The organism is Roseibium aquae, assembly GCF_008711285.1.
Classification (GTDB): Bacteria; Pseudomonadota; Alphaproteobacteria; order Rhizobiales; family Stappiaceae; genus Roseibium; species Roseibium aquae.
Window position 1 is genome coordinate 479932 of the sequence record NZ_VXDC01000001.1, and the last position, 13998, is coordinate 493929.

The 13998-nt window shown below is 60.2% G+C and carries 13 protein-coding genes; 2 read left to right on the forward strand and 11 right to left on the reverse strand.

Annotated elements, in window-relative coordinates:
* The 4 genes from F0184_RS02095 to F0184_RS02115 form a co-directional block, all read right to left on the reverse strand.
* Positions 1 to 849 carry a 23S rRNA (adenine(2030)-N(6))-methyltransferase RlmJ gene (locus tag F0184_RS02095; protein WP_150493957.1) on the reverse strand — a complete coding sequence of 283 codons (849 nt, stop codon included), beginning with the start codon at positions 847 to 849 and terminating at the stop codon, positions 1 to 3.
* A complete protein-coding gene (locus F0184_RS02100; RefSeq protein ID WP_150493959.1) occupies positions 846 to 1343 on the reverse strand; it encodes a GNAT family N-acetyltransferase in 498 nt (165 codons plus the stop codon). Before F0184_RS02100 ends, F0184_RS02095 begins: the two co-directional genes overlap by 4 nt.
* A gap of 250 nt (positions 1344 to 1593) precedes the next feature.
* On the reverse strand, positions 1594 to 2457 hold the full coding sequence (locus tag F0184_RS20995) for a cold-shock protein (RefSeq protein ID WP_280176925.1): 864 nt from the start codon (positions 2455 to 2457) through the stop codon (positions 1594 to 1596).
* Positions 2458 to 2672: 215 nt separating this feature from the next.
* Entirely contained in the window at positions 2673 to 3767 is a 1095-nt protein-coding gene (locus tag F0184_RS02115; RefSeq protein ID WP_150493963.1) for a DUF1176 domain-containing protein, read from the reverse strand.
* 216 nt (positions 3768 to 3983) lie between these two features.
* Between F0184_RS02115 and F0184_RS02120 the strand changes: the two genes are divergently transcribed.
* Complete coding sequence (locus tag F0184_RS02120) at positions 3984 to 4604, forward strand: MBL fold metallo-hydrolase (protein ID WP_150494613.1); 621 nt, start codon at positions 3984 to 3986, stop codon at positions 4602 to 4604.
* Positions 4605 to 4649: 45 nt separating this feature from the next.
* Here F0184_RS02120 and F0184_RS02125 read toward each other — a convergent pair whose 3' ends face one another.
* From F0184_RS02125 to F0184_RS02145, 5 genes are all read right to left on the reverse strand, one after another.
* Positions 4650 to 5642 (reverse strand): DUF1402 family protein, encoded by a 993-nt coding sequence (locus F0184_RS02125; RefSeq protein WP_244298950.1) that lies wholly within the window; start codon positions 5640 to 5642, stop codon positions 4650 to 4652.
* A 279-nt stretch (positions 5643 to 5921) separates the two neighbouring features.
* A complete protein-coding gene (locus tag F0184_RS02130) occupies positions 5922 to 6269 on the reverse strand; it encodes a DUF6665 family protein (RefSeq protein ID WP_150493965.1) in 348 nt (115 codons plus the stop codon).
* 7 nt (positions 6270 to 6276) lie between these two features.
* Positions 6277 to 7629 (reverse strand): MFS transporter, encoded by a 1353-nt coding sequence (locus F0184_RS02135; protein WP_208998276.1) that lies wholly within the window; start codon positions 7627 to 7629, stop codon positions 6277 to 6279.
* Positions 7629 to 8192 carry a chalcone isomerase family protein gene (locus F0184_RS02140; protein ID WP_208998277.1) on the reverse strand — a complete coding sequence of 188 codons (564 nt, stop codon included), beginning with the start codon at positions 8190 to 8192 and terminating at the stop codon, positions 7629 to 7631. The genes F0184_RS02135 and F0184_RS02140 overlap by 1 nt, the downstream gene beginning before the upstream one ends.
* A 166-nt stretch (positions 8193 to 8358) precedes the next feature.
* A complete protein-coding gene (locus F0184_RS02145) occupies positions 8359 to 9066 on the reverse strand; it encodes a substrate-binding periplasmic protein (protein ID WP_150493967.1) in 708 nt (235 codons plus the stop codon).
* A gap of 501 nt (positions 9067 to 9567) precedes the next feature.
* Between F0184_RS02145 and F0184_RS02150 the strand changes: the two genes are divergently transcribed.
* On the forward strand, positions 9568 to 11070 hold the full coding sequence (locus F0184_RS02150; RefSeq protein WP_150493969.1) for a coiled-coil domain-containing protein: 1503 nt from the start codon (positions 9568 to 9570) through the stop codon (positions 11068 to 11070).
* Between the two features lie 398 nt (positions 11071 to 11468).
* Here F0184_RS02150 and clpS read toward each other — a convergent pair whose 3' ends face one another.
* Entirely contained in the window at positions 11469 to 11774 is a 306-nt protein-coding gene (gene clpS / locus F0184_RS02155; RefSeq protein WP_150493971.1) for an ATP-dependent Clp protease adapter ClpS, read from the reverse strand.
* Between the two features lie 322 nt (positions 11775 to 12096).
* Complete coding sequence (locus F0184_RS02160) at positions 12097 to 13731, reverse strand: methyl-accepting chemotaxis protein (protein ID WP_150493973.1); 1635 nt, start codon at positions 13729 to 13731, stop codon at positions 12097 to 12099.
* Positions 13732 to 13998: the final 267 nt, after the last annotated feature.

The window sequence follows — 13998 nt, forward strand, 5'->3', positions numbered from 1 at the left end:
TCACTCGCCGATCACGGTCTCCACAGCCCAGCCAGCTCCGGGGCCTTGGCGCAAGACCTTGGCGAACCAGGGAAGGATGGTCCGCATCTCCTCCGCCAGAAGAAAAGGCGGATTGATGACGGTCATCCCGGAACCCAGCATGACGGTATCCGGCCCGCTCTGCCCGACCTTCAGTTCGAGGCCCAGGACATCGCGCAGGCCGGCTTCGCTGAAGGAGGCGTGCATGCGATCGACCGCCTTGCGGTTTTTCAGCGGGTACCAAAGCGCATACGTTCCTTTGGCCCATTTCTTGTGGGCTTTGACAAGGGCGTTTGTCATCCGGTCAAACTCATCGCTGACCTCGTATGCCGGATCGATCAGAACGAGGCCGCGTTTTTCTTTTGGGGGAACAAACCCGCCCAAGCCCATCCAGCCGTCCAGATGAATGGTCTTGACCTGGTGGTCTCCGCCAAAACGCCTCGCAAGGATCTTGAAATCATCCGGATGCAATTCCGTCAGTGTCAGCCGGTCGTTCGGCCGCATCAATGCCCGGGCAAGGCATGGCGACCCCGGATAGAAGGTGAGGTCCGATCCCGGATTGAGTTGGCGCACAGCCTCAAGCCAGGGCTTGAGCAAATCCAGGACGTGAGGAGGCATGTCTTCGGAAAGCACCTTTCCGATCCCGGCAAGCCACTCTCCGGTCTTTCCGGTTTCTTCGGAAGTCAGATCATAAAGGCCGATCCCGGCATGGGTGTCGAGAATACGGAACCCCTTGTCTTTGCGTTGAAAATAAAGGATCAGCCGCGTCAGAACGGCGTGTTTGAGAACATCGCCGATGTTCCCGGCGTGGTAGGCGTGCCGGTAGTTCACGCTTGAGCCTCTCCAAGGACGGCAGGGCGTTCCAGATAAACGACCGCCTTGTCACCGTGATCGGCTTCTCCGATTTCGGTGAAACCGAGCCGTTTGTGGAACCGCAGCGATCCCGGGTTCGGCGGCCGGGTGTTCACTTCGCACACCAGGCTCCGGCCGGTCGGATCCACCGTTTGAAACACCGCCTGATACAGTTTCTCGCCGACTTTTTGGTTCCTCATACTGTCATCTACGCAGATCCGGTCCGTGTAGGCGAACCGGGCGCGCATTTGACCGAGATGCCGGTAATTGCGGCTGTCATAGGCAAGACCCTCCGCAAGGCACAGCAGGAAACCGACAGGGCGATCCTGGGCGATGGCGACCGGACAGGCCAATGATTGCCGAATGAGTTGATGCAGGGCGTCTTCGGTCAGGTCGTTCACGGCGGGAACAGCGGCGGTGTTCATCCTGCGAAGGGCAGGCAGGTCGGCTTCTTGAAATGGACGAATGAGCATGGCGGATCGGTGCCGGATGAGGCTTTCTCGCAAAGATGAGGCTTTCTCGCAATAAGATCAGTGGGGCAGAACTCTCGGATGGGCAGGCTCGGATGGGCAAGACTGTGAACACGGCCCAGTTTGTCACGGCGAACAGCCGGTGTGCCAAGGCGGACCCGGCAAAGTCGCCGGTCGCGCGTCAAGCAAGACGACAATGGGCGCGCCCCAGGGGCATCAGACCACCCCCGGGGCGCCCATCAATCTGGCAGTATCAGTCGTCCAGGCCGGACGGCTCTTCGCCGGTCTCCGCAGCCGAGTCGTCGGCGACTTCCTGAAGGTTGACGGCTTTCGGACCCTTGCCGCGACGGTCGGGTTCCGTCTCGAAGGAGATCCGTTGCCCGCTGTCCAGCGTGGTCATTCCCGACCGCTCGACCGCCGAGATATGCACAAACACGTCGGCCTCGCCGTCGTCCGGGGTAATGAAGCCGAAGCCCTTGTCGGACTTGAAGAACTTCACCGTGCCCGATTGGCGGGGACCGCGCTCGACGGGCCCTCGGTCGTCAGGGCGGGGCCGCCGGGGGGCGCCGTCCTGCGCGCCGCGAAATCCGCCGCCGCCGCCTTCGCGTCCGCCAAAGCCGCCACCTTCACGACCGCCGCCGTAGCCGCCATCGCGCGGGCCGCGAAACCCGCCGCCGCCACCGGCACCGCCGCCGCCATCGCGGCTGCCGCGGTATCCGCCACCGCCATAACCGCCGCCTTCACGGCCGCCGCCATAACCGCCGCCCTCACGGCCACCGCCGTAACCGCCGCCTTCACGGCCGCCGCCGTAACCGCCGCCTTCGCGTCCACCGCCGAAACCACCGCCTTCACGGCCGCCTCCGCCATATCCGCCATCGCGGCTGCCGCGGTATCCACCGCCGCCGCCGCCTTCACGACCGCTGCCGAACCCGCCGTCCCGTGCGCCGCGATAACCACCATCGCGTCCGCCGCTGTTGTAACCACCGTCGTAGCCGCCTTCGGAGCCGCCACCAAAATCACCGCCGCCAAAGTCGCTGCCGAAGTCCTGCGGACCGCCGAACTCGCGCTTGCCGCCGCGCCGTCCACGCGAACGTCGGTCCGAATCGCCATCGTGCATGAGTAAGTCACCCTAATCTTGTGCCGGTCGCCTTGGGCACATAACCAATTGAATGCGCTCTACATTTTATCTTGAGCGCCGTCCCCGGACGTCATCTCGACCGTCCGTTCAACTCCACAGGATTGGGGTGAAACAACCGTGCCGCATCCCGATCCAGTCCGCTGCACCTGTATCATGAGCCGAGAGCGTGAAAATCGCAAGAAAATCCTTGATCCTCACTCTTCGGCGCGAGGTTGCGGAGGCCAGGTTGTGGTCCATGAGGCGAGGGGGGTGGCTTCGCCCGTGCATGCGGTGCTCGCGGCCTCTTCGGTCAAGGCGAAGTTGCCGCCATGCCAGGTCCACCGGTTCCAGACGCCGCACTCGCCAAGACCAGATCCACGAAACAGGCTTTCCAACTGGCGGGTCTTGGGATGCCAGCGGACATTGTAAAGCAGGTCGGTGGCAACCGGTCCGTTTTCGGACATTCTCGCGAAATGCAGCTGGCTCACTTTTCCGTCCGGATTGGCGAGAAGGGCGATATACGGTGTGTTGTAGGCCGTTGGGGCGCCGCAGGGCAGCAGATAGAGGGTTGCATTTTCCTGCAGTTGGGCCAGGACAGCGTCGAGGCCCGCGAAAATCCCCGGGTCGATGTCCGAACAAAACCGGCCGTTGTCCCATCTCGCGGCAACCGCTGGCGGCAAGACATCCGGGCTTGGAATGGCGATGGCATTCGGGGCATCTGCCGGCGTTTCGTCTCCCGGATCCGTCAAGGCCGCTTGGGTCCCGGTCCGGTTCTGGCGGTCATCCATCCATTGGAATGCCGATGTCAAACCGGTCGTATTGACCACGATCTCTACCGGTTCGGGATTGACGGGCAGGCGGACAACCATGCTGCCCCCGGTCTTCATGGCCTGGAGCAGCATCTGGCTGGCCGGGCCGGTGGGATACCAGAACCCCTCGCCGCCAATCGGGCGAAACCCCGCCGGAACCTCAATGGAGGCCTGGATCTCCTTCAACTGGGCAACTGGAAGCTGCTCGATCACCGTGCCATCGACCGTTATCTCTATGGCGCCATCGGCATTCAATCCGGTGTTCGTGGTCATGCGGATCAGCGGCTGCGCGTCCGCCGGCCAGTCATGTATCACCCGCAAGTCCAGCCAGATGCTCTGGGCACGCACGAAACTGGAGGCCGTGCAAAGGCCGGTGTTGGAGCAATCGACCGACCAGCCATCGAACACGGGAAGCGCACGGGGTTCCTCGGCGAGAGCTGGAACGGCTGCCAGGGAGAAGGCCAACAGGACCGACAAGAAGTGCAGCTTCAATGGGATCATAAGAGATGCAGGTCCAGATTTGTGCGCCGGGTATTCAAATGCATTTCATTCTTGTACGAAATGCAATCGCGAAGGTGAAGCGGAACCGTGCCGCTGGTTCGAGTTTGTTCCGCCTTCGCCCGCCAACTTTTTAAGTAAAGGATCAGTATCTTGTCGCAATCGCACGGCGCGGGTTCCGCGCAAGGCCCGCTTGCGGGAGAGCCGCCGATCAGGATCATGGTGATCCCGGTCACGCCGTTCCAGCAAAACTGCACCCTTGTTTGGAACCCGGAAACCTTGCACGCCGCCGTTGTGGACCCGGGCGGAGACGTTCCGGCGATCCTCGATGCGATCAAGCAAACCGGTGCGAAGGTGCAGAAGATCGTTCTGACCCATGGCCATATAGACCACGTGGGTGGCGCGGCGGATCTCGCAGAAGCGCTTGGCGTCCCGGTCGAGGGCCCGCATGAGGCCGACCGCCCGCTGATTGAAAGGGTTGCCGACCAGGCCCGGCAATTCGGTTTGCCGGATGTCAAACCGGTTGAGCCCGATCTTTGGCTTTCCGACGGAGACACAATCGCCTTCGCGGACCGGATCTTCGAGGTGCTTCATTGTCCGGGGCACGCGCCGGGCCATGTCGTTTTCTTCGATCGGGAGATGCGCATCGCCTTTTCCGGAGATGTGTTGTTCGCCGGGTCCATCGGGCGGACCGACCTGCCCGGCGGAAACCATGACGTACTGATATCGTCGATCAAGACCAAACTGCTGCCGCTCGGCGACGATGTGTCGTTCATACCCGGGCACGGCCCGGCCTCGACAATCGGACAGGAGCGGCAGACAAACCCGTTTTTGAAGTAGGGAGCCAATGTACTCCAGCCGCTTGCAGGCACCGCGCCAGACCACTCAGAGCAAAGACTTGAGTTCTTCCAAACGGTCGTTCACGAGCCAGCCGTAATAGTTCTCGCGCGGCCACGCGCGCCCGCTTCGGCGGAAGGCGGCCGCGCGGTCCCATGGGTCGCCGACATTGTAAAGGGTCGCGGTCAGGCCGGGGTTCTTTGAAATGTCGACATTCGCCACCGTCTTGTAGGCTTCGATCGCATCCTGGATCACGGCTGCCATGTAATGAAGCGAGATGTTGGGATCCATCGCGGCCCTGTAGACTTCGCCTGCATTGGCGGCATCCAGCTTGCGGTTGGCGCTTTGGCTGGCGACCCGATCCGTCATTTTCAACACCGTCAGCGGGCTGAGCTGGCCAAACCCGAAGCTTTGACCGGCGAACAAGGGCTGAAAGAACGTTTCGTTGAAGTTCCTGTTGGGAAAGCGGCGGTCGTCGACGGTCTTGTTTCGAAAACTCTTTTCCCAGACTTTCTCATAGCAGGACCAGAGCGTGTTGCTGGTCTTGGAATTCGTCCGGCAGTCCTCGAACTGGGGGCGTTTGACGAACTCTTCGACATGCTCGCCGCCATGGGAGAAACTGATATCGATCCCCGCATAGGCCAGCGCCTTGATGTAATAGGACTGGGCGCTGTCGAGGCTGTTGAAATTGTAGGTATGCTCACCGACGATGGCCCCGATCATGTGGATAGGGTCGATGCTATACCGGTTGGAGATCTGCTTGATCGACCGCATGAGCCGCTTGTCGCGGCGCAGAACGTCCAGAACGCGTTCGAATTTCTGGTCGTAGGTGGCTTGGCTGGCGGCCGTTCGGCGCGCCGAGGCAAACGGAATGGCCGGCTGGGTCCGGTAGCGGTTGCCCTCCGGTACCGTGCGCAGTGCCGCAGCATGAGCCGCCGGCGGGTCGAAAAAGCCCGAGAGGGAAGGTTGAAACCCCAAGCCAAGGATCCCGGCCAATGCTGCCATGCATTGTGCTGTCCGCCTCATCCATGTCTTGATCATGCTTGATCTCCACGCCTTCGGCGCTGGTTAGTAGAGATCTTGCGGGTGCCGCGCAAGCGGATCCGGCCGCTTATGAGCTAAAATTTCCGTGTGTTGCTTACCGGTTTTCTCCCGTTGGCCCATGGCAGGACTGGTGTCCGCAAAGGCCGCAGCAACCGGCGCAAGAACGGAAAAGCCCGGTGGCAAGGAACGTGTGAGCAGCACCGTATGACAAGGCACTGCGTACCCGTGCAAGGTCTGGCCGCTGAGGACGAAGTACCGGCGCCCGATCGCGCTGCATCAAGGCTTTGGTGGGCGCGTCACGAGGCCGGCGCGCAGGCGGACCGCTTTCGGAACGCCCATTTCATCGAAAAACGCCGTATGTGTGCGAAAGCCGCAAAGCTCTCTTTGGATCATCACATGCCAAACGGCTTCGCCCGCTTCCTGAAGCAGGATGTCATAGGTCTCATCCTGCGGATCGCCTGGGTCCGCGGGATTATAAGCGCGGAGCCTGGTCAGAGCGGTTTCCAGCTTCTTGTTCAACCGGGTCAGGGTGGAGACCTTTTGCTCCAGGATTTCCTGATCCAGAACCGAAGCCAGCGGATCGGCCGAGAACGTGTTTGTCGATTTCGGCGGCCGGACACTCACAGCAGTTTCACCCGTTCCGTGCACTTTCGGCGTTCCACCCTGCCACTCCGGGAGCCAGCGGGCGATCCAGGGAGATCTTGGATTCGGCGATGAGCAGCCAGAAGAGCGTCAGGGTCTTCAAAAGGCAAGGCACGACCGCGTAAGCGACGCTCAGGGACAGATCCAGTACCGGGGTCATCTGTCCACCGGGCTCGTAGCCAATCAGGCCAAGAGCGGGCAGGGCAAGACCGGTGGCCAGGGCCAGGGCGGCCTTCGAGATCAAGGTCAGGAACGAGAAAAACTTGGCGGCTTCACCCTGACGATCCTCCTTGTGGATGTGATCGGCCAGGATCGAGGGAGGCAACGCCAGATCGGCGCCAAGCGCCAATCCGGACAGGGTGCAAACGGCGGCAAACGCATAGATATCGCCATCTCCCAGGAGCGCTGCCCATATGAAGGTCAAAATGGCGACGCCCATGGATATGGCCCAGGTCCGGATCTTGCCGAATACCCGCGCGACCCGCTCCCAGACTATCATCGATACCGCGCCTGACAGAAAATAAAGCAACAGGAACAGACCGGTGTAGCTTTCCGCGCCGAGACGGTCGCGAATGAAGAAAAGCACGAGAACGGCGGGTATCGCGCTTGCGAAGGTGTTGAGAAGGCTGAGCAGAAAGAACCGCCGCCGCCACGGGTCGGACACGATCAATCCCCATGACAGGGACTGGGTTCCCGGTTTTGGCCGCGAAAGATCTGCGGTCTTCAGCCATATCAGGAGCAGGACCGTTCCGGCGAGCAGGACCGGAATGTATATGATGGACAAAAGATGAAAGGCGCGTGCGGGGTCCGTCTGCTGGCCGAGAACCGCCGGGCTGATCGAGGCGACGACGAGGCCGAGCAAAGCCAGGGCTTCCCGCCAGCCGGTAACCTTCGTTCTGTCATCCGTCGAGGTGCGCCACACGCCGCCGAGCGTTTGAAGGTTGATTGTGACGACCGAAAACCCCGTTGTGCAGATGAAAACAGCCACTGCGAACCATGTCAGTGTGTGTGCCGGGTCGGGATGGAAGATCATCCAGAAGCCAGTCCCAAGCAAGATCGCGCCCAGGATGATGATCCCGGCGCGGGCCCGGTGAAAGCGGTCACTGAGGGCGCCGATCAGCGGGTCCTGCAGCGCATCGACAACCCGAAGGCCAAGCAATACGAGGCCAAGGGAAGTGATCGAGGATCCCATGGTGACCGCGTAGAAATCGGGTGCATGGAGGTAGACGGGAAGCCCGGCAAAGGCCAGGGGGAACGCCATGAAGCTGTAAAGCAGCAGCGCCGGTATCCTGACCGGCGCGCAAACGCTCTCCGGCTGCTGCGATCCGTCTGGCGCGTTCATCAAGACGAGGCTCCGACCAACCGGGCTCTGAGCTCCGGGTTCCGGGTGTTGTTCCCGAGCCATATGGAGAAGAAGCGCTCCGTGAACTCGCTCTCATCGATGCGGCCGATAAGCCGGTCGCCGAAATAGAACAAAGTGCCGCCATCGGCAGTGCGGACCCCGGTGATCGACTGGCCGGATTTGACGTTGGGAAGGATCTTGGTGAGTTGGTCACCCCAGCGGTCGAGATTTGCCTGGTTTCTGAAGCCTTGGCGCTGGATTTCCTTGATGGTCTCCCTGGCGATCGCGTCGCCGGGAAAATCGCGAAGATAGGTGAGCTGAAGGGCAAACGCGCTTTTCGGATCGTACCGTCCGTTGGGCGCGTAGAGCTTTGCGTCGAACACGCGGAACCCGAGGATCCGCAAGCGACCTTCGCCGACCAGTTCGGCCGCCGGAACGGTTCGTGCGGCCGCGCCGAGGTCGGCCAGGGCTGGCGCGACAAAGGTCAGGCTGCCGGCGAACCCCGCCGCAATCATCGTCCGCGTCGCTGCGCGGCCGGCTCGCCATATCATCGTCCAAGTCATCGAAACCCATCTCCAGTGTCTGATGGCCTTCGATACGATGATATCAGATCTACGGATTATCACCGATGGGGTCCCCGCACTCACTCATCCGTGAACGCGGGGCGTTTATTCATGTCCATGGGGCCGGAGAGTGCCATCCGAAGACTGGCGCCGATCCGCCGTTTCCTCAGTTCAAAGCCGCGTTGAACTTGTCACGCGCCGCTTTTCCTGCCTCGCTGTTTTCAAAGCAGATATGCAGCGAATGCTCGGCGAGCAGGGTGTCATTGAAGCTCAGCGTACCGGCGACCTTGGCCACTTCCGGGTCATTTTTTGCCAGATGCTCGAACACAAGCCGGTCCACGACACCCGCATCGGCGCGCGAACCTGCCACTTTCAGGATGTTCTGAGCATCGTCGTCGGCCATTTCGGCTGAAATGTCCCCGGCGGCCACCATCGCATCAAACTGTTCTTCGTTTGTGTAACCGCGGACCACGCCAATCGTGTAGGCCTTGAGGTCGTCATGAGTGGACCATGTGATGGGACTATCAGCGCGTTGGATGAAACCGACCGGGCTGGTGCCGAAAGAGGCCGAATAGAGGCACCGCGCACCGCCATTGTCCACATCATCGGCAGCTGAGTAATACTCTGGATAAACGCCGATCCAGTTCGGATCTTTCTCGGCCAGATTGATGGCACGGTTCCAGGGAAATACCTGAACGCTCGCCTCGATCCCGGCCTTCTTGAAAGTGGCGATGACTGCTTCGGAACTTGCTCCCGACCCGTCGGACATTACGTAAGGCGGCCACTCCAAAGTGGTGAGCTGAAGACTTTCCGCCTGGGCTGACGCGACAACCGCCGATGCTGCAAGTCCTGCGACAATGGCCAATGTTTTCATGTGTTCGTCACCTTTCACCGATGTAAATGTTCGCGCGGTCTTTTCCAAACCGGTAGCGAAGACGTATGACATCTGCATGTCGAGATGAAATTAACCGGACGTCGGTTGGTAAAAGGTTATGAACTTAAACGCGTTTCTGCATTATCATGAACGAATTGATACTGGAAAAACTGCCTCTTCCTGATGGGTTCAATTATCATTTGTATTTTTACCTATTCGATGCACCTAGTGCGCTGTGCCGGGCGGGCCGGCAAAAGCCAGGTTCCAAGCACGCGGTTCCGGTTCCGCGGGCAAGTTGCGGTGACCGTCGACCGTGCGATCGTCACTCTCGACAATACTTTTTAACTATTTTCGGCTGTCGGCCTGTGAATCCTGCGGGGAGCGCGCGATTCCTTTTGCACTCCGGTGCGATTTGCCTTTTACTTTTCGTCAACGTTGTGAGGTTTGCGGCCAGCGAACCCATCCGCTTGGGAAGTGACTTGGGAAGTGAGAGGACGAGTAATGGGTATTTTCTCAAAGACAACGCGACCGACGGATACGCGGCGGGAGCAATCACCGCCCGAGACGGCGTCACGCGATGGCATTGGGGAGTCCGATACCGATGCCGGGACAGCGCCGTCCAATGTGAAACAGCTGTCGCCGTTCGCGCTCAAGATGCAGGAAAAGATGCACCAGCTGGACGGGTTGAAGACCCGTCTCGGGGGGCTAACCCAGTCGTTTGAACAGATGAGCGCCATGGCCTCGGAGAACCGGAACAGCATCCTGATGCTGTCCGAATTCGTCGAAGCGCAGCGCGTTCACGTGGAAACCGAGATCCGGCTGAAGTCCGAAAATGCGAAGATCTCGACTGATCTTCTGGATGCTACCCACCGGATCAGCACGTTGTCCACGCAACTGGAAGAGGCTCAGGCGGAGGTTCATTCCCTGCGCAAGCGCCTTACCGAAACACGCACGGCGCTCGAAACCGCACGGAACGAGCTGATCGCCATCCGCGACAACAACAAGAAGGTCAATGAGGAATACCGGTCGCAAAGCGCCGAACTGGTCGAGGCCAATGCCCAGGTCACCGAACTGACCGGCGAACTGGTTGACCTCAAGGCCAAGATGAAGTCGCTGGAAGACCACGCCGAAAAGCTCAAGAGCGGGCTGGAGGACGTCACGAAGCGCGAGAAGGAACTGCAGCAGAACCTGTCCGAAAGCGCCGCGCTTCTCGAAGACGAAATCAAGAAGAACAATGGGCTGACCAGCGAGCTTGAAGCCTCCAAACGCAAGGTGGTCGACTTCCGCAACGAAAACATCGACCTGAAGTCCCACCTGGATGTGGCCAATCAGGAACTGGCCTATTCAAAGGAGCGGATGGAGGAAGAGCAGCGCAAGCATGACAATGAGGTCTATGCGCTCAATGCAGAAATCGAGAACCTCTCTTCCCAGCGGCGCATCGGCGCGCAGTCCCTGCAGGAAATGACCCGCGAGAATTCGGATCTCAAGGAACGCAACCGCGATCTTCACAAGCGGATGCAGGAAATCGAACATCTCCTGGTCAGCGCGCAGAAAAATCATGAAAAGGACCGCGAGGAACTGCTGTCCAACAATGCCAAGCTGCGGGAGTTGAGCCTGCGCTACAACGCGACCCTCACGGAGCTGAATCACGAGCGCAACCAGAACAAGCGCTACACCCAGCAGCTCGAGGATATCGTCGACGAAAACAAGACCTTGCAGCGCTACAAGATCCAGGTGGATACGGCCAACGAACAAATCGTGCAGCTCAAGGGCGTCATCCTCAATTACCAGAGGGCGATGGAAGGGCGCGGGCCGGCGGAACTCATGGGTCTGACGGAAGATTACGGTCCGGCCGAAGAGCTCGGCTTGACCGAAACGGCGCCGTCGCGGACCAAATCGCCGTCCAGTGAGGACACCCGGACGTCCGAGCCGGAGCGTGAGGGGCCGGATGATCACGGCCCGGCCGAGCGGTCCGACAAGATTGTCCGCCTGCGCGAAGACTGAGCTCATGTCCGTGAATGCATCGGCCGCCACGCCCTGGTCCGGAACCTCTAATGTGTCCGGTCAAGAGTGGGGCCGGTCAACGCTGTTCGCCAGACCTTGCCATGCGGACGGGGGGCGGCAGAGGCATCCTGCCCGGTGAATGCCCGCTTGGCGGAGGCGCTCGTTGCCGCCCAGCCGATCAAACTTATTGTCAAGAATTACAACCTGCAAACAACCAATAATATGTTTTCCGCCAGAGGGGGCCTTGCTAGGCTCTTAGTGTACTGAGCCGTAGATGGCGGAAACCGTTTTTGATTTCTTTTCTGAGAGTTAGCGGCAACGGGGAAACCTGTTGCCGTTTTTTGCCGGGCCGGCCTTGATCTCAATCGGGTCGGCCATGCGGACGCACGCGCCCGAGATCACTCCTCAGGTTCCACCGAGAACTGAAGGGGATAGCCCATGCGAGAGGCGGCCTCTATCGCACGTGCCGTCTTCGTTTCCGCCACATCACGCGGATAGACAGACACCACGCAAGCGCCTTTTTGATGCGCCGTGATCATCACCCTTTCAGCCTGGCCCGCATCCAGCCGGAACTCGCCCTTCAGCACGAGGATCACGAATTCACGCGGCGTATAGTCGTCATTCAGCAGAACGACCAGATAGCGCTTCGGGCGTTCGACTTTTTTCCGCGTTCCAAGGCGCGGCTTCAGATCCGTATCGGTCATCGATCCTGTCTCGCAATTGGTGCGTACCGGACTTCGCAGCCTCCAGTGGGGCTGCCGGTTTCGTCAATCGGTGTTTGGCGGCGCAACCGCCGGGGCCGGGCATTCCAGGGCCGCTGTCACCTTGCGGCAGGTTATGGCATCAAACGGCTAAAAAATCCATGCTTCCCGGATGGAAAGGCGGCCTGACCCAAGGCTCCGGTCTGATCAAGGAAACCCGCCAATCACATCTTTGCCTTGAGGCGGCGCAAGGCTATGCCTCTGCCACCAACAAGACCCCCCGCCGCAGGGCGGGGGGCCGGGATGTTGCACGGTGTCTGTTGGATCAGACTGCGGAGACGCGCCGCAGGAAGCCGTCGATGCGGTCGGCCAACAGGCGGGTGTTGTCGGCGACTTCCGAAGAGGTCCGGGACACGTCGCCCGCCGATATCGAAGTCTCGTCGACTGCCTGTTTCACGCCCGTCATGTTTTCAGTGATCTCGCGGGTCCCCGAGGCGACTTCCTGGATGGAGCCGCTGATCTCGGCGGTTGCATGACCTTGTTGTTCCAGGGCCTGGGTGATCGAGTCGGTGAACTCGTTCACCTTGATCATGATGGCGGCGATTTCCTCGATCGCCGCGACCGAGTCGGAGGACGCGCCCTGGATCGCATTGATCTGGGCCGAAATCTCTTCTGTCGCCTTGGAGGTCTGGTTCGCAAGTTCCTTGACTTCAGCCGCCACGACCGCGAAACCCTTGCCGGCTTCCCCGGCGCGGGCCGCCTCGATCGTCGCATTCAAGGCCAGAAGGTTGGTCTGCTCGGCGATGTCCTGGATCAGCTGAAGGACCGCGCCGATCTTCTGGGCGGACGCCGCCAGGCTGGCCACCTGCTCGTTGGCGGAGGTCGCCTTTTCATTCGCGCTCGACACAACATCGCTGGTTTCGTTGATCTGGCGGGAGATCTCGCTGATCGAGGCCGACAGTTCCTCGGACGCGGACGCGACCGTTTGAACGCTGGTATAAGCCTGCTCGGTTGCCGCCGCCACGGAGGCCGCCCGCTCGGTCGTGCCGGACGACAGCTCCATGAGTGTGCCGGAGATCTGCGCCATTTTGTCGGTGGATTCCGCAACCGGGGTGAGCAGCCTGCCCGAGTCGTCGCGGAACTCGGAGATCAGGAGTTCGAGCTGTTCCTTCCGGTTCAACTCGTTCTGTGCGTTCTGGCGCTGGGTTTCTTCCAACTCGCGTTGGCGCAGGCCGTTGTCGCGGAAAACTTCAACCGTTCTGGCCATCATGCCCATCTCGTCCACGCGGCCGACATAGGGGATATCGATCTCGTAGTTGCCTTCCGACAGGGTGCGCATCGTGTCCGACAAGGAGCCGATCTGTCCGGTGATCCTCCGGATCAGCAACACCAGGCAGATCGATACGACGCCAATCGCCAGCGCCGCCATGATCACCGACGTCGTCAGCGCTTCGGCGCGCGCGGCTTCCACGGCATTCCGGTTCAGGGCGATGTAGACCTTGCCCAGGACACTGCTATCGCTCCCATCGGCCCGGACGATCGGTTTGACGCCGATTTCGTATTCTCCGGTGGTCACGAACTGTGTGTCCATATCTCCTTCGATCGCCCGGATCGCCTCGGGAACCAGCGCGACGAGGTCTTCGGCGGCCTGACTGTCCGTCTCGAGGACCGCGGAGAAGACCGATCCGTTCGCTTCCTGCACCACCGCCCAGGAAAAGTTCTCATTGTCCTTCAAAGGGGCGAGCAGGGCTCCGGCCAGATCCTGGTCGAAGTCCCACATCGCGTTCGCAAGGGCCTGATTGGTCAGCTTCGTGCTGAGCTGGATTTCCGATTCGAAGGATTCTTCCACCGCCGCGATGCGCTGCGATGAAGTGACATAGGAAAAGACCGCGAATGCGACCGCTACAACGGCGACGATAGGCACGGTGGTCGTGAATTTAACAGATTGCCAGAACTTCATGGGATCCCCCAACGGTTTCAGCAGTGATGTACCATCGAGGGTCCAAAAAAACCCTTAACACTTGTCCAAAACAAAACCCGGTACTGTTAAATTAGACGTCTTATTTATTGACCGGCGACGTGGTGTTTGAAGTTTCTTTAAAAACTATTGATAGAAACAAAAAGACTGCAGAGGAAAGAGCGGGGTCTTTTCGGCCGCAAGGCTCTCCGGCACAAAATGAAGACGCTCGCTTGTCTCGCGAAGACTACGTAGAAATACAAGTCCGGT

What these genes read in the sequence shown, in the direction of transcription:
- F0184_RS02145 (WP_150493967.1), bottom strand. Translation starts at nt 9,066, where the DNA reads ATGAAAACATTGGCCATTGTCGCAGGACTTGCAGCATCGGCGGTTGTC.
- clpS (WP_150493971.1), bottom strand. Translation starts at nt 11,774, where the DNA reads ATGACCGATACGGATCTGAAGCCGCGCCTTGGAACGCGGAAAAAAGTC.
- F0184_RS02100 (WP_150493959.1), bottom strand. Translation starts at nt 1,343, where the DNA reads ATGCTCATTCGTCCATTTCAAGAAGCCGACCTGCCTGCCCTTCGCAGG.
- F0184_RS02120 (WP_150494613.1), top strand. Translation starts at nt 3,984, where the DNA reads ATGGTGATCCCGGTCACGCCGTTCCAGCAAAACTGCACCCTTGTTTGG.
- F0184_RS20995 (WP_280176925.1), bottom strand. Translation starts at nt 2,457, where the DNA reads ATGCACGATGGCGATTCGGACCGACGTTCGCGTGGACGGCGCGGCGGC.
- F0184_RS02115 (WP_150493963.1), bottom strand. Translation starts at nt 3,767, where the DNA reads ATGATCCCATTGAAGCTGCACTTCTTGTCGGTCCTGTTGGCCTTCTCC.
- F0184_RS02125 (WP_244298950.1), bottom strand. Translation starts at nt 5,642, where the DNA reads ATGATCAAGACATGGATGAGGCGGACAGCACAATGCATGGCAGCATTG.
- F0184_RS02140 (WP_208998277.1), bottom strand. Translation starts at nt 8,192, where the DNA reads ATGACTTGGACGATGATATGGCGAGCCGGCCGCGCAGCGACGCGGACG.
- F0184_RS02150 (WP_150493969.1), top strand. Translation starts at nt 9,568, where the DNA reads ATGGGTATTTTCTCAAAGACAACGCGACCGACGGATACGCGGCGGGAG.
- F0184_RS02135 (WP_208998276.1), bottom strand. Translation starts at nt 7,629, where the DNA reads ATGAACGCGCCAGACGGATCGCAGCAGCCGGAGAGCGTTTGCGCGCCG.
- F0184_RS02160 (WP_150493973.1), bottom strand. Translation starts at nt 13,731, where the DNA reads ATGAAGTTCTGGCAATCTGTTAAATTCACGACCACCGTGCCTATCGTC.